Annotated in this window: 15 protein-coding genes; 11 read left to right on the top strand and 4 right to left on the bottom strand. The window is 45.5% G+C overall.

All coding sequences use genetic code 11. The annotated features are described in order from the left end of the window. Nucleotides 1-3 precede the first annotated feature (3 nt). A complete protein-coding gene (gene zwf / locus ESB13_RS22410) occupies nt 4-1,500 on the top strand; it encodes a glucose-6-phosphate dehydrogenase (RefSeq protein ID WP_129006071.1) in 1,497 nt (498 codons plus the stop codon). Nucleotides 1,501-1,617: 117 nt separating this feature from the next. Then, on the top strand, nt 1,618-2,367 hold the full coding sequence (pgl, locus tag ESB13_RS22405; protein WP_129006069.1) for a 6-phosphogluconolactonase: 750 nt from the start codon (nt 1,618-1,620) through the stop codon (nt 2,365-2,367). A 158-nt stretch (nt 2,368-2,525) separates the two neighbouring features. Here the strand turns inward: pgl and ESB13_RS22400 are convergent, their stop codons facing one another. From ESB13_RS22400 to ESB13_RS22390, 3 genes are all read right to left on the bottom strand, one after another. Next, the gene (locus ESB13_RS22400) at nt 2,526-4,325 is read right to left on the bottom strand and encodes a tetratricopeptide repeat protein (RefSeq protein WP_164974318.1); all 1,800 of its coding nucleotides are present in this window, start codon (nt 4,323-4,325) and stop codon (nt 2,526-2,528) included. 233 nt (nt 4,326-4,558) lie between these two features. Next, nucleotides 4,559-6,367: a tetratricopeptide repeat protein gene (locus ESB13_RS22395; RefSeq protein ID WP_129006065.1), complete on the bottom strand. Its 1,809-nt coding sequence runs from the start codon at nt 6,365-6,367 to the stop codon at nt 4,559-4,561. A 15-nt stretch (nt 6,368-6,382) separates the two neighbouring features. Beyond that, nucleotides 6,383-8,227 (bottom strand): hypothetical protein, encoded by a 1,845-nt coding sequence (locus ESB13_RS22390; RefSeq protein WP_129006063.1) that lies wholly within the window; start codon nt 8,225-8,227, stop codon nt 6,383-6,385. Between the two features lie 116 nt (nt 8,228-8,343). Between ESB13_RS22390 and ESB13_RS22385 the strand changes: the two genes are divergently transcribed. After that, entirely contained in the window at nt 8,344-9,132 is a 789-nt protein-coding gene (locus ESB13_RS22385) for a LuxR C-terminal-related transcriptional regulator (protein ID WP_129006061.1), read from the top strand. A 100-nt stretch (nt 9,133-9,232) separates the two neighbouring features. Continuing rightward, nucleotides 9,233-9,670 carry a VOC family protein gene (locus tag ESB13_RS22380; RefSeq protein ID WP_129006059.1) on the top strand — a complete coding sequence of 146 codons (438 nt, stop codon included), beginning with the start codon at nt 9,233-9,235 and terminating at the stop codon, nt 9,668-9,670. A gap of 64 nt (nt 9,671-9,734) precedes the next feature. Here the strand turns inward: ESB13_RS22380 and ESB13_RS22375 are convergent, their stop codons facing one another. Then, complete coding sequence (locus ESB13_RS22375; protein WP_129006057.1) at nt 9,735-10,916, bottom strand: N-acetylmuramoyl-L-alanine amidase; 1,182 nt, start codon at nt 10,914-10,916, stop codon at nt 9,735-9,737. A 111-nt stretch (nt 10,917-11,027) separates the two neighbouring features. Between ESB13_RS22375 and ESB13_RS22370 the strand changes: the two genes are divergently transcribed. The 7 genes from ESB13_RS22370 (at nt 11,028) to ESB13_RS22340 (ending at nt 19,658) form a co-directional block, all read left to right on the top strand. Next, nucleotides 11,028-12,116, top strand: a complete 1,089-nt coding sequence (locus tag ESB13_RS22370; protein ID WP_129006055.1) for an acyl-CoA dehydrogenase family protein — start codon at nt 11,028-11,030, stop codon at nt 12,114-12,116. Nucleotides 12,117-12,142: 26 nt separating this feature from the next. Further along, nucleotides 12,143-13,072 carry a DUF3078 domain-containing protein gene (locus ESB13_RS22365; RefSeq protein ID WP_129006053.1) on the top strand — a complete coding sequence of 310 codons (930 nt, stop codon included), beginning with the start codon at nt 12,143-12,145 and terminating at the stop codon, nt 13,070-13,072. A gap of 94 nt (nt 13,073-13,166) precedes the next feature. Continuing rightward, entirely contained in the window at nt 13,167-13,745 is a 579-nt protein-coding gene (locus ESB13_RS22360; protein WP_129006051.1) for a nitroreductase family protein, read from the top strand. 82 nt (nt 13,746-13,827) lie between these two features. Beyond that, nucleotides 13,828-16,203 carry a TonB-dependent receptor gene (locus tag ESB13_RS22355; RefSeq protein ID WP_129006049.1) on the top strand — a complete coding sequence of 792 codons (2,376 nt, stop codon included), beginning with the start codon at nt 13,828-13,830 and terminating at the stop codon, nt 16,201-16,203. 44 nt (nt 16,204-16,247) lie between these two features. After that, nucleotides 16,248-16,820, top strand: coding sequence for an RNA polymerase sigma-70 factor (locus ESB13_RS22350; RefSeq protein WP_129006047.1), 573 nt, complete (start codon nt 16,248-16,250; stop codon nt 16,818-16,820). Between the two features lie 10 nt (nt 16,821-16,830). After that, on the top strand, nt 16,831-17,853 hold the full coding sequence (locus tag ESB13_RS22345; RefSeq protein ID WP_129006045.1) for a FecR family protein: 1,023 nt from the start codon (nt 16,831-16,833) through the stop codon (nt 17,851-17,853). Next, complete coding sequence (locus ESB13_RS22340; RefSeq protein WP_129006043.1) at nt 17,850-19,658, top strand: STN and carboxypeptidase regulatory-like domain-containing protein; 1,809 nt, start codon at nt 17,850-17,852, stop codon at nt 19,656-19,658. Before ESB13_RS22345 ends, ESB13_RS22340 begins: the two co-directional genes overlap by 4 nt. Nucleotides 19,659-19,719: the final 61 nt, after the last annotated feature.

The raw sequence follows: 19,719 nt of genomic DNA, 5'->3' as shown, positions 1-19,719 counted from the left end.
ATCATGGCACACAGTACCAATAAAAGACCACCTGCCACCGTCATCTTCATTTTCGGAGGTAGCGGCGACCTTAATCAACGCAAACTGACGCCTGCGTTATATAATTTATTCATCGATAACTGGATGCCCGAGAAGTTTGCCATTGTAGGCCTGGGGCGGACTGACTATTCGGATGACAAGTTCCGTACACACCTGTATGATGGCATCCAGGAGTTTTCGCGCCGTAAGAGTGAAGAGAGCTGGGGGAAATTTTCGCAGAGCATCCGTTACCTGCAGATGGATGCGGGTGATGCAGCGGCTTATCATAAGCTTACCGATGTGGTAAAGGAATATGAAGAGCAGTGGGGCGGCCATGTAAATGTGATGTTTTACCTGGCGGTGGCGCCGCAGCTGGTTCCGGATATCGCCGTTAAACTGGGTGGCCTGGAGTTTTGCAAGGATACCAACTTCACCCGTATTGTAGTAGAGAAACCTTTTGGGCATGATCTGCAAAGCGCTACTGAGCTGAATGCGTTGCTGAACAAGATCTTTTCTGAAGACCAGGTGTATCGTATCGATCATTACCTGGGCAAGGAAACTGTTCAGAACCTGCTGGCATTGCGTTTTGCGAATGCATTGTTTGAGCCGTTATGGAACCGGAACTACATTGATCATATACAGATCACTGCTGCCGAAACGGTGGGTGTAGAAGACAGGGGCGGTTATTATGAGCAGTCGGGCGCTTTACGCGACATGGTTCAGAATCATATACTGCAATTGCTGTGTATCATTGGTATGGAGGCCCCGGTATCGTTTGAAGCCAATGAGATCCGTAACAAGAAGGTGGATGTGCTGAATGCTATTCGTCCGATTACGAAAGACCAGGTGCATGAGGTGGCTGTTCGGGGTCAGTATGCAGAAGGCTGGATGCAGGGGCAGAAGGTTAGGGCATACCGTTCGGAAAAGAATGTTGATCCTACCTCTACTATAGAGACGTTTGCTGCTGTGAAGTTCTATATCGAGAACTGGCGCTGGCAGGGTGTTCCTTTCTATGTTCGTACAGGTAAGTATTTGCATGAAAAGACAACCAGCATTACTATCGAGTTCAAGCAGGCGCCGCATTTTGCATTTCCACAGGAAGCTGCGGAGACGTGGCGTCCTAACCGTTTGACGATTAGTATACAGCCGGATATGGATATCAGGTTGCGTTTCCAGGCCAAACGTCCTGGCCAGTCTATGACGTTGAACCCTGTTGATATGAAGTTCAGTTATAAGGATGCTTATGATCATGAACCGGAAGCATATGAAACCTTATTGCTGGATGTAATGGAAGGCAATGCCACACAGTTCATGCGTGCCGACCAGGTAGAAGCTGCCTGGCGGGTAGTCATGCCTATCATTGAAGCCTGGGAGGCGCGTCCTCCTGTAGATTTCCCGAATTATGCACCTAACAGCTGGGGGCCTGAAGATGCCGAAGCGTTGATTGCGAGGGATGGGCATAACTGGGCAAAAGTGAAGTAGAGATGATGGATGACAGATAACAGAGGGGATGTCGGTGGTTTGGGAGAGAGATGGCGGAGGAGATTCTGGAGATAGGGGGATTATAGGTGTTTTTCATTAATTAAAGCTGTCTTGTTTATGAATATTCATTTGTTGGAGAACGCTGACAACCTTAGTAAGGAGTATGCTGACTGGCTGGTTGACTATGTTGGTAAGACGCTGGAGAAGCAGGATAGGTTTACTATTGCTTTATCGGGCGGGAGCACTCCCAGGAAGCTGCACGAGTTGCTGGCAACGGATGCTTACAAGGATAAGATAGACTGGAGCAAGCTGCATGTTTTCTGGGGCGACGAGCGTTTTGTGCCTTTTGAAGATGAGCGCAATAATGCTAAGATGGCATATGATACTTTGCTGAATCATGTGCCGGTTCCTGCGTCACAGATCCATGTGATGCCTACCAACCTTTCACCGGAAGATGCTTCTGCGGAGTACGAGAAGTTGCTGAATGCTTATTTTGTTCCGGCGGATGATCCGGGAGGGACGGATTTTCATTTCAGCTTTGATCTTGTTATACTGGGTATGGGCGATGACGGGCATACCTTAAGCCTGTTTCCCGGATTACCTGTAGTGCATGAAAGCAGCAAATGGGTGACATCGTTCTGGCTGGAAGCGCAGGATATGTATCGTATTACGCTTACTTATCCCATTGTTAATAAGGCACGCAGTGTAACCTTTCTTGCTACCGGTGAGAAGAAGGCGGTGGTATTGAAAGAGGTGTTGGAAGGAATAAAGAATGTAGATCTTTATCCTTCACAGATCATACAGCCTGAACAGGGTGAGTTGCATTGGTTTGTAGACAGGGCTGCGGCATCGAAGTTGTCGCGATAGTTCGATATGAGAAAGAGGCCGTATCATAAGTGCGATACGGCCTCGTTTTATTCGGGTACCTGATGGAGCCGGGTTCGCGTTTAAGCAATTCTCAGCGGCTATTTTTATTTATGACCCACCCTCTTTTTTTGGGGTTTCATGCAGGGTGTGTAAGCGTATTATTTTGTGGCGTTGTATTTCTGTTCCCAGAACCTGGCTTTATCTTTATCTTTTGGGTAACCGTTATAGCCTTTTTTATAGCGGTTAGAAAGGTTGAACATAGCATATCCATGGCCATGTTCCGCGGCTTTAGTAAGAAAATAGATGGAACGTTCGGGCGTTTTATAGAGACGCGGATTGAGACCTATCATGAAACAAGCGCGAGTATAAGCCGCTGTGTCACCGCTGGCACTGAAATATTCCATAGCTGTTTTTTCATCTTCCTTTATACCAAATAATCCTGCGAGGTAAAACATACCCGTCTGAGCTGCTGCATTTTTATTTCCTTTTTTAGCTGCCTGCATGAACCAGTAAGCAGCCAGGGAATCGCTCTTTGAACAGAACAGCCTATGTTCCTCGTATTCAGACGCATTGACTTTATAACAAAAGGTTACTTCATCGGCGAAACCGATGTCTCTGTTAGTATAGTTCTCCCCTAAAATCATCATGTCGTTAACCCTACCGGCATGGGCTGCTTTGGTAAACCATTTTTCGGCTTCCTGTAAATGCATAGCAACCCCTCGCCCTTTTAAGTATGCCTTTGCTATACAAGACATCGAATAAGCATCGCCGTTTTCTGCGCCCTTGCGATACCATTCGAGAGCGGTAAAATCGTTTTGCGTGAGGTTGGGCCCTCCTATGCTGTAGAGAAAGGCAATGTTTGCATAGCCAGATACGCTTCCCCGAACCAGGGCCAGTTTATAATATTTCAAGGCTTCGGCATAGTCAGCTTCCACTCCCCATCCATATTGATAATTACGAGCCAGATTATCGAACAGGGTGGCTGATCCTCCCATTTCTAACGCGTTTTTATAAATATTCATTGCCTGCTTATAATCATTATTCTTTTCGTACCATCCGCCCTTAAAATAGGCCGCCAAGATGCTTCCATTTGCTATTGCTTTAGTAAACCAGTTCATAGCTTTAGCGCTGTCGGGCGCCAAATAGCCTCCCTGCGCTCCATTCCTGTATAAGATTCCCAAGGAAGTCATGGCAGTGATATCACCGCCGGCGGCAGCCTTTTCGTACATGGCTACTGCTTTTTTAACCTGTATTTCGACAGTAGTAGCCGAGGGATCGAAAGCCACAGCAAGCGCACTATCGGAATAATATACCGAGGCCGCTACTTGTGCAGCATGCGCATCACCTTCGCTGACCAACTTCATGAGGGGCTTATATTGCTGGGGCAGCATGTCCTTTTCTTTTGCATCGCGCATATTTAATACCCTTGCAGGGATATAGCCGTTTGTGGCAGCTTCATATCTGTAATATCCGGCATTCGCGGAGCATCCCAAGTCGTTGTAAATACAATAGAGTTGATATAACTTTTGGGGATTGGGCCGTTGCTTTAGTTCGCCGATGAGTTGTATCCTGGCAACAGGAAAATCCGATTTCAACTGTTCGGATATTTTATATACTTCTTTGTACTTTCCTGTAAGCCTTTCATCATCGCTATTCTTTTGCAGGAATAGCTGGCAGTTTTTATATAGTTCATTAAATATTTGTGGAGAAGCGATATCCATAAAAACATCTTTTCCTTCCAGTAGTTTGTATTGAGAGAGGATTAGAAGGTGTTGGATGGGCGGGTTTGTTTTACCAAAAAGCTTTTCTGCTTCTTTCAGGCTAGTGATAGCCGTTCTATAATCGCCGTTGTTGAATGCCTGTTCAGCATCTTCGAACTTGAGTTTGGCGAGGGCAGTTTGGGCCTTACTGTTGTTTACCAGCAAGACTAGAGACAGTAGCAAAGTCCATATTCTCATACACACTATTTTATTTTTTGTTATTACCATTAAGTTATTACGAAGTCCAGCCAGGAGTCGTAGTTATATTATGCTTCTTCAAAGCAATAGGGCAAGGCGGGTCAATTTTAAGCTGACTGAGCCATTGCGGTTAGTTTGGTTTTTTGCATGTATTATGGGCAACTGTTCCGCATTGTTTAAAAGCATTGGCGACGTTATGTAGGTGCATAGTCATGACTTTGATGTGAGGTTTATTATTTTACAGCATTGTATTTCTGTTCCCAGAATTTTGCTTTGTCTTTATCTTTCGGGTATTCGACCAAGCCTTTTTTATAGCGGTAAGCAAGGTTGAACATGGCCCATTTATGGCCGCGTTCAGCAGCTTGGGTAAGAAAATAGATAGAACGTTCGAGTGTTTTGTTAAATCGTGAACTGAGACCAATGATAAAACATGCGTTTGTATATGCGCTGGTGTCGCCGCTGGCCTTGAAATATTCCATAGCTGTTTTTTCATCTTCATTTACGCCATTTACTCCTGCCAGGTAATACAGGCCGGTTTGCGCTGCTGCATTTTTATCTCCCTTTTTTGCGGCTTTCATGAACCAGGAAGCAGCCAGGGAATCATTCTGCGTAAAAGGCATTTTATATTTTTCGTACCGGGATTTGTCGAGTTTGTAACAGAAATAGAAGTCGGGGCTATTGTAGCCTAATTGAGCATAGTTTTCTGCAAGCGTTATCATGTCAAAGGTTCTGCCGGCACTGGCGGCCTTGGTAATCCATTTTTCAGCTTCGATTATATCGGCTGCAACTCCCTGTCCTTTGAAGTACATCCATCCTATGCAAGACATGGCAAAGGGGTTGAATTTTTCTGCTCCTTTCTTATACCATTCCATTGCAACAGGCAGATTTTGCTGGAGATTGGGGCCTCCATAATACAGGGTTCCAATAGAACTATAAGCAACTACCGATCCACGGCCCAGTGCCAGTTTATAGTATTTCAATGCTTCGGCATAATCCTGTTTTACTCCTAATCCCTTCTCATAGAGTTCAGCCAGGCATTCGTATATATGGGCTGAGCCTCCCAGGGAAAGCCCTTTCTGATAAAAGTCAAGTGCCTTTTTATAATCTTTGTTCCTTTCATACCAAATGCCCAATGCAGCTGTAGCAGATATACTTCCATGCTCCATTGCCTTCGCATACCAGCTTAAAGCCTTATTGGTATCTATGGCAATATTGGCGATTTTATTTCCATACTTGTATAAAAATGCAAGGGATGTCATTGCGTTTGTTTCTCCGCCTGCTGCTGCTTTCTCGTTCATTGCGATGGCTTTTTTCAGCTGCCTTTCGATAGTATTGGCCGAGGGGTCGAAAGCGACTGTGGTCGTACTGTCAGAATCATATATCAAGGCTGCAATGCGTGTAGCGTAAATATCACCTTCACTTACAAGCTTCATGAGTGGCTTATACTGTTGTTCCAACAGGATTCTGGCTTTTGCAGAGTCTTTATCTTCACGCAGGTCTATGACTTTGCCAGGAAGGTATCCTTTTTCTATAGATAGCGCTCTATAGTAATTTGCGATAGCGTTACAGTCTAAGTCGCTAAAAATGATGAAAAGTTTATAGAGATTAGGGGGAGTTGGACGTTGTTTTAATTCATTGATAAGTTGTATGCGCTCAAACGGATAGTCAGATTTTATTTGTTCGGAGATTTTATACACTTCTTTGTACTTCTCTATCAACCTTTCGTCATCGACGTTTTTTTGCAGGAAGAGCTGGCAGCTTTTGTACAATGTATTGAAGAGCTGCAAGGTAGTAGTATCAAAAAAAATATCTTTATCTTCCAGGAGTTTTGCCTGGGAGAGAATCTGAAGGTGCTGAATAGGCGGGTTTGTTTTGCCAAAAAGCTTTTCAGCTTCTTTCAAGTTGGTTAAAGCAGTTTTATAGTCGCCGTTGTTGAATGCCTGTTCTGCATCTTCGAACTTTAGTTTGGCGAGAGCAGTCTGGGCGTGAACAGGTATTATGCTCAAAAGATATAGTACAATAAGATAAATGATTTTTTTCATCACAAGGTTTTATTATCAGTCCCAGAAATCGGATTTCTTTTTTGTTGCGGAATCTTTTTTTGCCGGCTTAGCAGATTCGCCCCAGAAGTCGCCTGTTTTCTTTGGTGATGCGAGTTTTGATGCCTGTTGTGTTGTTCCTGTTTTGGCGGCAGCGGGTTTTGTTGCGGCACTTTTTTCTGTGGAGGATTTGGTGCTGTTAGCATTTTCTCCTGCTGAGGTTTTTGATTTGCCGGTATCCCAGAAATCGGCTGTTGTACCTGCGTTTGCAGCTGCTGGTTTTCCTTTGTAGCTAACTTCTTTTATGGAGACTCCATTGTTAGCCTGCAGCATTTCGGTAAACGACTGTCTCATTTTTTCAGCGTCTTCACGGCTGTAGTAGTAGCCGTGCATGGTTTCGCTGAAAGGAGTCAATGATTTTATTTCAGTACTGATGGTATTCCTGAAAGGCCAGGTGCCATCGGCATAGCGGCCTATTTCGAAGACGTTGGAGATAAAGACTGTAATATTATCCTGGCGGACATTTGCGGCGTCGTAGGCATAAATGAAATAGAAGAGTTGATTAGCTTTTTCGGGTGAAGAGCTAAGCGGGATTTCTTTTGGTTTAAATTCAGCGAACAGGGTTGTACGCATTTGGATGTTTTGCTCTTTTGCGAGTTCTTTCTGCCTGGCGGCTTCCTGCTGTTGGGCAAGTAATTCTCTCTGGCGATCTTCTTCGTCGAGGCGTCGTTGTTTCGCTTCCTGGTTTTGTTTGAGGATAGCAATGAGTCCGTTTGTTACGCCGTTGATGACTTCGGTGGTTTGTTGCATGTCTTCTTTTTTCTTTTGTTCGAAGGCCACCATGCGGTCGTAGTTTTCCTGTTCGATCTGTTTATTTTTTGCGGCTGTTTCAGCTTTTAATGCGGCGAGCCTGTTTTGGCGTGCTACCATTTCGGTGATTGCAGGATTGGTATTCAGGCGGGTGCCGCTACCGGAAGAGGAAGTGGACGTTCCTGATGATTCCTCTGAAGAAGTTTCTGAGCTGCTGGAAGCGGTGGTTGCTGATATTCCGGAGCTGGCGGAAGAACCGGCACCAGCAGAGGCCGTTGTTTTACTGGCGGAGGGCGAGGATTCGCCCCAAAAATCTTTATCGCCGGCATCAGTAGTTGCAGTGGATTTTTTCTCCTGTATTTTAGCAGATGCCAGTTTTGTCTTGCATGCTGAGAGGTTAGATTTACATTGCTCCAGCCTGGTTGTAAGGCCTATTCGTATTTTGTACCAGTTGGGCAAAGACTTAAATTCTTCCAACTCATTTATTCTTTGCTGCCATGCTTCACAATTTACTTGTAAGGCATCGGGGTTTAAAGCCGTGTTAGTTGCCGGCAAGGTGAAGTTTGCCATGTAATTGTTTGCTTCGGTATAATCAGATACCGGGTGCCCATCGACAGTTATATTAGAGAAGTGGGACCTGGAAAGTTCGGCGTTTACTTCAGAAACGAGGGCTGATGCGCTTTTGATGCCGGTGCCATAGAACACTTCTGATTTTCCGTTACGTGGTGTAAGATTGAAGTTCCAGCTATTGCCATTGCTGAGGGTAAAGGTGAAGTTGATTTCACTGCCATCGGCAGAGATGTTTTCCATTTTAAAAGCGACATCGCCACTTCCACCATTTTTGATATAGCTGGGTTTAACCAGGAGTCTAGGGTTAGCAGCTAATACTACATTGCCGGCTGCTGCCCATTTATCGGGAAGATTTCCTTGTGCAAAGAGGCTACCAAGCTGCGCTAATGCGGAGACAACCAAGAACAGTAAGAACAAAGAGCAGCGTAAAGCGGGGTATTTACGTGTATAACGGTAACGCCCCATGTAACCGGAAGTTTCCATGGATTCAGGAGTTGCAATAATGAAAATGTATAGTGCTCAAAGGTACCTTCAAAGGGATATGGCAGTCAATACCCCCAAATGGGTATTTTTCTGTAAATTGAAATCAAATCCAACCCATGCCCGCAAAAGAAAACGAACTGATCCTTTATAATGATATCAAGAGAGCCTGGCAAAAAATCTCAAGAAGCAGCAAAGGAGACGAGTCTGTTTCTTTTGAACTGGAAATTCACAAAAAGCTAATCAACATTTTTCATGTAGGGCAGCATTACTATTACATTCTCAATATTCCCACTTCGGAGATGGAGTTTGTAAGCGAGCCGGTGATGGAAATGCTTGGCTTATCATCACCCGAAGCATTTTCGGTATCGTATGTTTTTGATCATATTCATCCTGAAGACCGGACTTACTTTATAGAATTCGAAGCGGCAGTAGCGGAGTTTTTCAACCGGCTACGTCCTGAGCAGGTATTGAAATACAAAGTAAGTTATGATTACCGGATGCAGCGTACAGATGGAACTTATATAAGATTGCTGCAGCAGGTAACGACTATTCAAACCGATACAGATGGAGCAGTTATAAGAGTGATGGGGGTGCATACTGATATTAGCCATTTAAAGCGCGAGAATGGTTCTTCGCTCTCTTTTATTGGGCTGGAAGGAGAACCCAGTTTTCATAATTACAGAATGGGACAATCTTTGAGCTTGCGTGCAAAGGAGATGTTTACACGCCGTGAGAAAGAGATCGTACAACTGCTGGCTCAGGGTAAGACGAGCCGCGAAATTGCGGCAATATTGTATATCAGTTATCAAACTGTTGACCGCCATCGTAAAAATATACTGAGAAAAGCCGGGCTCAATAATTCTGTTGAACTGGTGGCTTTTGCACTCCGGGAGGGTTGGGTATAAAAGCTGTCGTAATTACCCCTTTTTTTGTCTTTTTCGCCCTATCGGGATGTGTTTGTGCGGGGCTAATTTTGGATTATTCAAAACACACAAACACAATATTATGGCCTCAGTAAGCACCTACCTGAATTTCCAGGAAAAAACAGAAGAAGCATTTCTCTTTTACCAATCCATTTTTGGCGGAGAATTTATGGGCGGCATCATGCGTATGGGTGATGCACCTGTCATGGAAGGAATGCCTCCATTGGCAGAGAAGGACAAGAATCTCGTTATGCATGTGGCATTACCTATACTGGCTGGTCATGTACTCATGGGTACAGACTGCGTAGGCTCATGGGGTATGACTGCTACGCCGGGAAACAATATGTCTATCAATCTTAGTCCTGATACACGGGTAGAAACGGAACGTATCTTTAATGCGCTTTCAGAAGGAGGCAAGGTAACGATGGAGTTGCAGGATATGTTCTGGGGTGATTATTTCGGCAGCTTCGTTGATAGGTATGGTATCAGCTGGATGGTTAACTGTGCTGAGAAAAAATAATAAAAGAGACTTCCGGTTTCTATGGATACAGGGCTGACCATTTGTTTTGGTCAGCCCTGATCTATTATTGTTGTAAAGAAAGGAGCCAGCTTCTTATACCTTTTGTGATGCGTGCGGCTACTCTTTTGCGGAAGTTGGGATCGAGGATACGTTTTTCTTCTTCGCGGTTACTCAGGAAACCTACTTCAACCAGGGCGTTGGGGTATTCGGTGGGGCCGTTAAGTCCGAAGTTGAAAGAACCCACGTTACCGTAGTTTTTCAGGTTCAGTTCGAGAAGTTCGTCGAGGATGGCGGTGCTGAGCGGGCGGAAGCCTATATAGCGGTAGTAGGTGCTGGTGCCGCTTACGGTGTCGCTGGCTGCCGAGTTAAAGTGGATGCTGATGAGGACATCGGGATCATCTTTAAAGAGCATTGCAGCGCGTTCCGCCATAGACAAAGTGGTGTCTTTGGTGCGTGTCATGAACACATGTTTAACGCCGGCTTCCTCCAATGTTTCTTTCAGCACTTTTGCATATTGCAGTGTCAGGGTTTTTTCCAGGATGTTTGAGCGGCCTCCTTCGGCGCCGCGATTTGTGCCGCCGTGCCCGGGGTCGATGGCTATTTTAAGACGGGCCAGGTTTAGTGGCGGTTGTCTTTTAATGCGGATCTCGAGGCGTTTTGCGATAGTGTCGTAAGCGATATGATGGCCCCAGTGTTGTTTATGTTTGAGCTCTATATACACGCGGAGCACATCGTCTTCTATCTGTTCGTAATAAACATTCTTTATTTCTTTCGTTGTTTTTAGCTGTGTGATCCAGTTGCTGTTGCTTGTAGCGCCGAAGATATCAACTGCCAGGCGTGATGGACTTAGCTGCTGGATGCTACGGTAGGGAAGCTTTTCGGTAAGGTTAATCGTGACATAGTCGTATAGGGAGTCGCCAAACACCCTCCAGTTTTCGGAGAGATAATAAGGTTGCGGGCGCAAAGAGTCGTTTCTTCTTATCGTTGTTTTTGGGGCGTAGGCGAAGTGGTTTTTAGACAGCTGGATCTTATAGACATCACGGGTACTATCCACCACGCACATTACCACGTTAGAATCGAGGTAGGTCATTTTAGCGCCTCCGAGGCGGTCTTCACCAAGGCCGTAGGTAAGATGTGGCAGCGGGCCTGTTGTATTTCCGAGCCAGAAGCCTGAAGGTACCTGCTGTGCTTTGGCAAGTGTTGCCGTACAAAGGGCGAATAGTGTTATAAGCGTTCTGATGTTCATGGCCTGAAATTACATAATAAATAATTCAACGTTATTGAGCTGTTGTATAAACACAAATGCTGTTGCTTTTGTTATGTGCTACTAAAAGAACATAGTATTTACCTTTGCCATATGATACAGATACGCCCGTCTACCCTGTTAGCACCAGAATCGATTGCTATTATCCGTAATGCCGCTGCTTTTGCGGAGCAGGAAGGTATGCTTCAATCTTCGCAGTTAACGTTGGCTTATGAACAGCAATGGTTCAGTATGATGGTTCCCGGGGTTTATGGAGGGGGCATGCGGCCGTTGCCTGAAGTGGTAAGGCTGGAAGAGGCTATTGCCTGGGCTGATGGAAGTATGGGATGGGTTGTTACGTTATGTGCGGGGGCCGGCTGGTTTGGCGGATTTATGCCGGAAACGCTGGCCAGGCAGGTATTTGATTCAAGGCGTGCCTGTTTAGCGGGCAGTGGTGCGGCAACGGGTACGGCTGCTGTAATTCCGGGTGGTTATAAAGTCTCGGGCAAATGGTGGCATGCAAGCGGCGCTCCTCATAATACTGTGTTTACAGCCAACTGTATTATCGTGGAAAATGACGTGCCTTGTTTACATGCAGATGGTAGTGTTGTCATCAAACCTTTTGCATTCTTCCGTAATGAAGTAACAATCATTCCAACGTGGAATAGTTTTGGCCTTGTTGCTACCGCCAGTCATGCTTTTGAGGTTAATGGCCTGGAAGTATCACCGGACAGGGCTTTTGCGATAGAAGCATCCTCTGTTCATATCGATGCTTCGTTATACCGTTATCCGTTCTTGCAGCTGGCGGAGATAACACTGGCGGCCAATATATCGGGCATGGCTTTTCATTTTATTGATGAGGCCAGTGCTTTTCTGCCGTTGAAGAAAGGGCAGGAACAGCAGTTACTACAGATGGCGGTTGACAGGGCCCTTGAAAATATAGAGATCGTACGCGAAGCATTTTATGCAGCCATCGACAATTCGTGGTGGCAGCTGCAGCAACAAAACAAGATAGAAACGCAACTGCTGGAGGAGTTAAGCAGTGTTGCAAGGGCATTGGCAGCTACATGCCGTGAGCAAACGGATGATCTGTATCCTTATTGCGGATTAAAGGCAGCTGATAAAGACAGTACCATTAACAGGGTATGGCGCGATCTGCATACTGCCAGTCAGCACAGCCTTCTTGTTTTTCCTCGTGTTTAGTATCTTGCCGGTTAAATAGCAACCGAATGAAGCAATTGTTTTTAATGAGTACCCTTCTCATGAGCATCCTGTTGGTAAATGCACAGGATAAAACTATCAGGAACTTACAAACGGAAAGCGGCAGGAGCATCAAAAAAGATGCTGCCGATACTGCGAAAAAGATATGGAAGACGGGAGGCATGTTTTCTTTCAATCTTTCACAGGCGGCCTTAAGCAACTGGGCAGCGGGCGGGGATGACTTTTCTATGGCCATCACCTCGTACCTGAACCTGTATGCTTTTTACAAACATGGCAAACATAGCTGGGACAATACTTTCGATGCCAACTTTGGTTATGTGAACACTACCAGCCTGGGAGCAAGAAAGAATGACGACCGCATAGATCTTTTATCGAAATATGGTTATGAACTCAATCCCAAGCTGAACCTTTCGGGGTTGTTCAATTTCAGATCGCAGATGCTGAAGGGTTATACTTATTCAGGCGATGAAAAAACCTTTACTTCTAATTTCCTGGCACCGGCTTATGTACTGGTAAGTGCGGGTCTGGATTACAAGCCTGTTAAAAACCTGTCGATATTTGTGTCGCCTATGACTTCGCGCTGGGTGATTGTAAACAATGACAGTCTTTCAGCAAAAGGGCTGTATGGGGTTGATACCGGCCGGCATAGCACCAATGAGTTAGGCGCCTATGCTACCATCAACTATACCGCCAATATCAATAAAACCGTTACATATAAAGGGCGGCTGGATCTATTCTCGAACTATAAAAGCCATCCGCAGAACGTTGATATTTTCATGACCAATATGTTTGCGGTGAAGCTTTCGAGGGTTATTTCGGCCACCTGGAGCCTGGATATCATTTATGATGATGATGTAAAACTTTTTGGAAAGGATAAGAACTCTGCCGGAACCCAGATAAAGTCGGTTGTTGGTGCGGGTTTGATGGTGAAGTTTTAGGTTGGCCGTGTTAAGTGTGTATTAATTCCGTAGAACGTAAATATTGCTGTATGGTTCAGCCGATTCCGATAGTGGGGATTCGTTAATTTCGTGAATGACATTACAAGAACTGAAAGAACTGGTAGCTAATCGCCGTAGCGTGAAGCCGGCGATCATGAACGGCCAAAAGGCGGATGACGCCGTTATTAAAGCATTGCTGGAGCTGGCCGACTGGGCGCCTACGCATGCGCGTACGGAGCCCTGGCGTTTTGTGGTTTACAGCAACGATGCCGTACAACAATTTTGTGCAGATCATGCGCAGCTTTACAAGGACAATACACCTCCCGAGAAGTTTGCACAGGCAACATTCGACAATCTTACCCATATGGGCGATAAGCTGTCGCATATCATTGCTGTTCATATGAAAAGAGGGTCGAATCCCAACATTCCTGTGCTGGAAGAAATTGCTGCTGTTTCGTGCGCTACGCAGAACATGCTGCTGGGCGCTGCTGCTGCGGGGCTTTCTGTGCTCTGGAGCACCGGTGGTATGGTATTAAAGCCGGCTATGAAGGCATACTTTGAGCTTGGTGAAGAAGACCTGGTGATGGGGCTGCTTTACATTGGTTATTCCAATGATGGGTATAAGCCTGGTTCCCGCCAGTATCCTCTTGATCAGAAAGTGATTTGGAAGTAGCGGCTTAGATGGTGGATGATGGAATTGTGAAAGAGATAGGGGTTTCCTTTTGCATAGTTGTCTTATTTCAAATCAGTCAACTATGCGTTTACTTTTTCTATTCCTGATAATGATATTGCTATGGCTAATCAGAGGCTATAGTCAACAGCCACAACCATTTACACAATCGGTAAAGGGTTATGTATCTGATGCGGAATCGCAGCGGCCGCTGAGCGCCGTATCTGTGTTATTAACGCCCGGCGACTTTAAGGCGGTAACTGATAGTCTTGGTTTTTTTCGTTTGCCGCAGGTACCTGTAGGCAGGTATACCATCCAGTATACATTGCTTGGATATGAGATACTGACTTTGCCCGATGTAGTGGTTTCGTCGGGTAAGGAGCTGGAGCAGAAGGTGACATTACAGGAGGGTTTCAAGCAATTGCAGGCTATTACGGTGCGTTCCGGGCGTAACAGCCGCAAGCCGATCAATGAGTTTGCCACTGTTAGTGCGCGCTCCTTTTCTATCGAGGATACCAAACGTTTTCCTGCGGCGTTCAATGATCCGGCGCGTATGGTCATGAACTATCCTGGTGTGGCTGCGGCCGGTGATGGCCACAATGATATAGTGGTAAGAGGTAATTCGCCACAGGGTGTTCTCTGGAAGCTGGAGGGAATAGAGATACCTACCCCCAATCACTTCTCTGATCTTGGTGCTTCGGGAGGTCCTGTCAGCATGTTAAGCAGTAATGTGATAGGGCGGTCTGATTTTTATACCGGCGCGTTTGCCGCTGATATTGGAAATGCTACGGCTGCTGCCTTTGATCTCAACTTCCGGAATGGCAATACCAGCAGGGCAGAGCATTCGGTAATGCTGGGTACGCTTGGTGCGGAGTTGTCGACCGAGGGGCCGCTTAATAAAAATAAAACCGGTTCTTTCCTGGTGAACTACAGGTATTCGACGCTGGCTTTGCTGAAAACCTTTATAGGATCGAAAGAAACGCCGGAGTACCAGGATCTTTCATTTAAACTGAACTGGAAGTCGGCGAAGACAGGTGAATGGTCTTTATTTGGATTAGGGGGCTATAACAGGTTCGAGGGAGATCCTGAAAAGGACAGTACTAAATGGGATAGTGAGGATAACAGGAATGATCGTGCTACTGTTGTTGGGAAACTTGGTGTACTGGGGCTTTCACACCAGGTGTTTGTAGGAACGGATGCCTATATTAAGACGGTGTTGTCTACTTCGTATCGCGGTTCTTCTATCGATGCCGATACACTTAATCCTTCGAGTCATTACCAGCCTGTTCCTGTTACCCAACAGAAGTTTACCGACAAGGCTTTGCGTATTTCGAGCTTTTATAATAACAAACTTAATCTGAGGAATACCATCAGAACAGGGTTTGTGATACAACGCTGGCAATATGATTTCTATAACCGTTATTACGATGATGCCGAAGACCAATGGAAGCAGGTGCTGGCAGATGATGGCGCTACCAGTTTTTATCAGGGTTTTTTCCTGTGGAAGCACAGGTTCTCGAACAGGCTTCTTCTGAACACGGGTGTGCATGCTTCTTACCTGGCGTTGACGGAGAAGCATAGTATAGAGCCACGTGCATCGTTATCGTATAATGCGGCAGGTGGCGTTTGGACGCTGGCTGCCGGCCTGCATAGTAAGCCGGAGCATATTTCTACTTATATGTTCAGGAATGCTGCGGCGAATGCACCTACAGCGCCGTTGAACAAACATCTTGATCTTTCCAAAGCCGTTCATATTGTTGCGGGGTATGAACATTTCTTCTCTTCATTGAACCTTACTGCGAAGGCAGAACTTTATTACCAGCATTTGTATAATGTTCCGGTGGAAGAGAACAGCAAGTCGGGGTTTGCGTCGCTTAATATGATAAGCGTTTACGACCTGATGGACAAAAACAGGCTTATCAGTAAGGGTAAGGGAAGGAACTATGGAATAGATCTTAGTCTTGAACGTCCTTTCAGCAATCATTATTTCTTCATGACCAATTTCTCGGTGTTTAAGTCGGAGTATACCGATGCTGTGGGCGCTACCTATAATACACGCTTTAACCGTGATTTCCTTGCTAATCTTATCGGGGGAAAAGAATGGCAGTCGGCACGTAACTCCAATAAAACCATAGGCGTTAATGTTAAGGTGCTGATGACGGGTGGTTTGCGTATTTCTCCGATAGACCTGGCTGCTTCGCGTGAAACGGGTAAGGAGCAGTATGTACCGGGGTTATATTATAGTAAACACGGGCCTGCTTATTTCAGGATTGACTGGAGCGCCTATATAAGAAAGGAAAGGAAAAACAGTACACATACTTTTTCTATCGAAGTTCAGAATATGACCAACAGGGAAAACTTCCTGGCTAATTATTTCGATACGAGGACCAATACGGAGAAGACAAGGCATCAGATCGGGTTCTTACCCAATATCAGCTATAAAATACAGTTTCACCGCTGATCATATTTTAGGAATACTGGCATTATAGAAAATATATTTGTAATATGGATGTAAGCTATGCAGGTTTAATGGAATTGCTGGCCGCCGGCGATGCGCAGGTATTTGAACAGGTTTTTAAAGCCTACTTCAAAGGTTTGCATGCTTATGCCTGCACGTTATTGGACAGCGAAGCAGTAGCTGAAGAAATAGTACAACAGGTGTTTTATAAACTGTGGGAAAGAAAAGAGCAGGTAGTGGTGCACACTTCGATAAAAGCCTATCTCTACAGATCGGTACATAACGAAAGTCTCAATTACCTGAAACATCAGAAGGTAAAATCAACACATCAAACGTACATTATGCAGCAAGGCCAACAGCAGGAAAGAAATGCGGCAGCATCGCTGGCTGGAAAAGAACTGGAATTGAAGATCAAAGAAGCGCTCAATGAATTGCCGGAGCAATGCAGGACTATCTTCCAGTTAAGCCGCTTTGAAGAACTGAAATACCGTGAAATAGCGGGGCAACTGAATCTTTCAGTAAAGACAGTTGAAAACCAGATGGGCAAAGCGCTTAAATTGCTTCGCCTGAAACTGGCCGATTTCCTTATATTATTGATCATCTTATTTCTTTACCATTAAAAACAGGCATGTGAAACCAGACTTAAATGAAAAATGGGATGACCTGCTGGTAAAGTACCTTCTTGGCGAGGCCACCCCCAATGAACAACAGGAAGTAGCTCAATGGCGCTCTCTAGGCGAGGCCAATGAAAGCTACTACCAGCAATTGAGCGCGGTTTGGGAAAAGAGCCGCGTTATAGCAGCCAAAACAACTGTTTCGGAAGAGGAAGCCTGGATGCGCTTCCGGCAAAGAGTAAAGAACGATGGGTTTTCTTCTCTGCCACAGGCCGGGAACACGAATGACGAAGAAGGCGGCGGCAAGGTTGTCAAACATAGCAGGTTTACTTTTCAATGGTGGCAGGCGGCTGCGGCTTTCCTGGTATTACTTGCCGGCGCCTGGCTTACGGTAACGCTTGTGAATAACCGGGGAACTGTTACTATTGCTTCGGGAAACAGTGTTTTAACAGATACACTGCCCGATGGCTCAGTGATAACACTCAATAAGAATGCTGCGATTGTTTATAAAAAATCTTTCAATGACAGTCATCGCAATATCGATCTTAAAGGAGAAGCTTTCTTTGACGTGGCTTCCGACAAGAACAAGCCTTTTACTATTAAAACAGGCGACAATATTGCCATCACTGTACTGGGCACTTCCTTTAATGTTAATAATACAGATACTGTTACCGAGATCATCGTGGAATCAGGTATGGTAGAAGTTGCTGTTGGTGAAAGGACAGTAAGACTGCATCGGCACGAAAAGCTTACGGTGAGCGGCAAAGAAATGCAGCTGTATAAACAGTCGAACAACAGTGTGCTCTATAACCATTACCGGACACATACCTTTGTTTGCGCGTCGACGCCATTGCGGGAACTTGTTTTCAAACTCAATGAGGTGTATGCTGCCGATATTGTTATAGGTAATAACCGGATCGCCGATCTGCCATTGACAACAACGTTCCAGGAAGCGTCGCTCGACAGTATTATTCACATTGTTTGCCTGACACTGGATATCAGTTCCCGGAAGGAGAAAAACCGTATTATATTGGAATGAGTTCTATTAAAATATTTAAAGTTATTGTTTGTGTTCTGCTTGCCTGCGCCTGCTTTGTTGCCGCTCCTGCCCAGGACCTGCTGTATAAACAGGTTTCGGTAAATGTAAAGGGAGCACGGCTGGCGCTGGTGCTTGAGCAGATAGGTAAGCAGGGTGATTTTTTCTTTTCCTATAACAGCAATGTCATACGTGGTGACAGCCTGGTTTCCTTATCGGTACGGCAGCGTACGGTAAAGCAGGTGCTTGATCTGCTGTTTGAAGGAAGTGTTCACTACCAGGTATCGGGGAAATATATCATACTCCAGGAGGCTTCTCCGCCGCTCAGCAGCACCTGGTTTGTATCGGGTTATGTGCGGGATGCGGTTAGCGGTGAAAAGATCAGTAATGCCAGTGTTTATGAACGACAGCACTTGTCGGGAACCATCACAAATGAGGATGGTTTTTTTCGTTTGCGGTTGAAAGACAGATACAAGTACCCGCCGTCTTTTGCCATTAGCATCAGCCGTATTGCATATGCCGATACCTTCGTGATGGTACGCCCGGGGCAGGATGAACTACTGGATGTAAACCTGCAGCCGGTTAGCGGTGAATTAAGTCCTATTATCCTTTCTCCCAAGGCCCAGCGTAACTGGCTATCCAAACTCTTTATCTCTTCTTCTCAAAGTATACAAAGTCTTAACCTTCGTAATTTCTTTGCGTCGGAGCCATACCAGGTGTCTCTTATTCCGGGGTTTGGCACGCATGGTAAATTGAGTTCGCAGGTGGTGAATAAGGCGTCGATGAATGTGATTGGTGGTTATACCGCGGGAATAGATGGCTTTGAAGTGGCAGGACTTTTCAATATCAATGAAAAGAGTGCCAAGTATGTGCAGATGGCGGGGTTGTTTAATGTTGTTGGCGCGAATGCTGAAGGTTTACAGATGGCTGGTGTTTACAATCATGTGCAGGATTCGGTAAAGGGCTGGCAGTTTTCCGGTGTTAATAATACTGTGGTAAGTGCGTTGAAGGGCTTGCAGGCTGGTGGTGTTTATAACCATGTGGGTGGCAATATGAGTGGTATACAAATAGCGGGTGTTGCCAATAACAACCGCGAGAATACCGAAGGGTTTCAGATCAGTGGTGTGGCCAACATGGTGGCTGGTTCTTTCAAAGGTTTCCAGGCGGCAGGTGTTTCGAACTATGCCGGCGACAGTGCATCGGGTCTCCAGCTTGCCGGTGTTGCGAATGTTGTGCATTCTACCATGAATGGTATCCAGGTTAGTTTCTTTGTGAACTATGCCCGTCATGTGCGGGGTTCGCAAATAGGGTTCATCAATATTTGTGATTCTGTATCGGGGTATAGTATAGGTTTCATCAATATTGTGAAGAAGGGATATCATAAGTTAACGGTATCTACTACCGATGTATTGGATTTCAACCTTTCTTATAAATCGGGTAACCGTAAGTTATACAGCATTATTACCGCCGGGGCCAATATTGGCGGCAACAGGAAAACGTATGGTTTTGGTTATGGTTTTGGTAATGAAACCCGATTGACGAAGAAGCTTTCTCTTATAAATGAGCTGGTGTTTCAGCAGCTTTATATAGGCACGTGGGATAGTATCCCGGAATTGATCTCGTACCGGCCTGCTATACAATGGCAGGTGAATAAATCGGTGGCGCTTTATACGGGTCCTTGTTTTTGGGCGGGCAATACTGAGCGCCCTCTTCCGGGATATGCTGCTGTAAAAACTCCTGTTACTATTGCCAATTCCGGTAAGAACAGGCTTTGGATGGGATGGCATCTGGCGTTGCAGTTGTTTTAATAATATTCTTTTATAGTGGCTGGGGGAAGATGGATTGCAGGTTGTCTTATCCAAAACAGGA

This window comes from Filimonas effusa (assembly GCF_004118675.1).
GTDB classification, from domain to species: domain Bacteria; phylum Bacteroidota; class Bacteroidia; order Chitinophagales; family Chitinophagaceae; genus Filimonas; species Filimonas effusa.
The sequence above is the reverse complement of the archived record's forward strand: the minus strand, read 5'-3'. Positions and strand labels throughout refer to the sequence as shown.

Coding starts and splice junctions, on each gene's coding strand:
- zwf (WP_129006071.1), top strand. CDS start 4: ATGGCACACAGTACCAATAAAAGACCACCTGCCACCGTCATCTTCATT.
- pgl (WP_129006069.1), top strand. CDS start 1,618: ATGAATATTCATTTGTTGGAGAACGCTGACAACCTTAGTAAGGAGTAT.
- ESB13_RS22400 (WP_164974318.1), bottom strand. CDS start 4,325: ATGAGAATATGGACTTTGCTACTGTCTCTAGTCTTGCTGGTAAACAAC.
- ESB13_RS22395 (WP_129006065.1), bottom strand. CDS start 6,367: ATGAAAAAAATCATTTATCTTATTGTACTATATCTTTTGAGCATAATA.
- ESB13_RS22390 (WP_129006063.1), bottom strand. CDS start 8,227: ATGGAAACTTCCGGTTACATGGGGCGTTACCGTTATACACGTAAATAC.
- ESB13_RS22385 (WP_129006061.1), top strand. CDS start 8,344: ATGCCCGCAAAAGAAAACGAACTGATCCTTTATAATGATATCAAGAGA.
- ESB13_RS22380 (WP_129006059.1), top strand. CDS start 9,233: ATGGCCTCAGTAAGCACCTACCTGAATTTCCAGGAAAAAACAGAAGAA.
- ESB13_RS22375 (WP_129006057.1), bottom strand. CDS start 10,916: ATGAACATCAGAACGCTTATAACACTATTCGCCCTTTGTACGGCAACA.
- ESB13_RS22370 (WP_129006055.1), top strand. CDS start 11,028: ATGATACAGATACGCCCGTCTACCCTGTTAGCACCAGAATCGATTGCT.
- ESB13_RS22365 (WP_129006053.1), top strand. CDS start 12,143: ATGAAGCAATTGTTTTTAATGAGTACCCTTCTCATGAGCATCCTGTTG.
- ESB13_RS22360 (WP_129006051.1), top strand. CDS start 13,167: ATGACATTACAAGAACTGAAAGAACTGGTAGCTAATCGCCGTAGCGTG.
- ESB13_RS22355 (WP_129006049.1), top strand. CDS start 13,828: ATGCGTTTACTTTTTCTATTCCTGATAATGATATTGCTATGGCTAATC.
- ESB13_RS22350 (WP_129006047.1), top strand. CDS start 16,248: ATGGATGTAAGCTATGCAGGTTTAATGGAATTGCTGGCCGCCGGCGAT.
- ESB13_RS22340 (WP_129006043.1), top strand. CDS start 17,850: ATGAGTTCTATTAAAATATTTAAAGTTATTGTTTGTGTTCTGCTTGCC.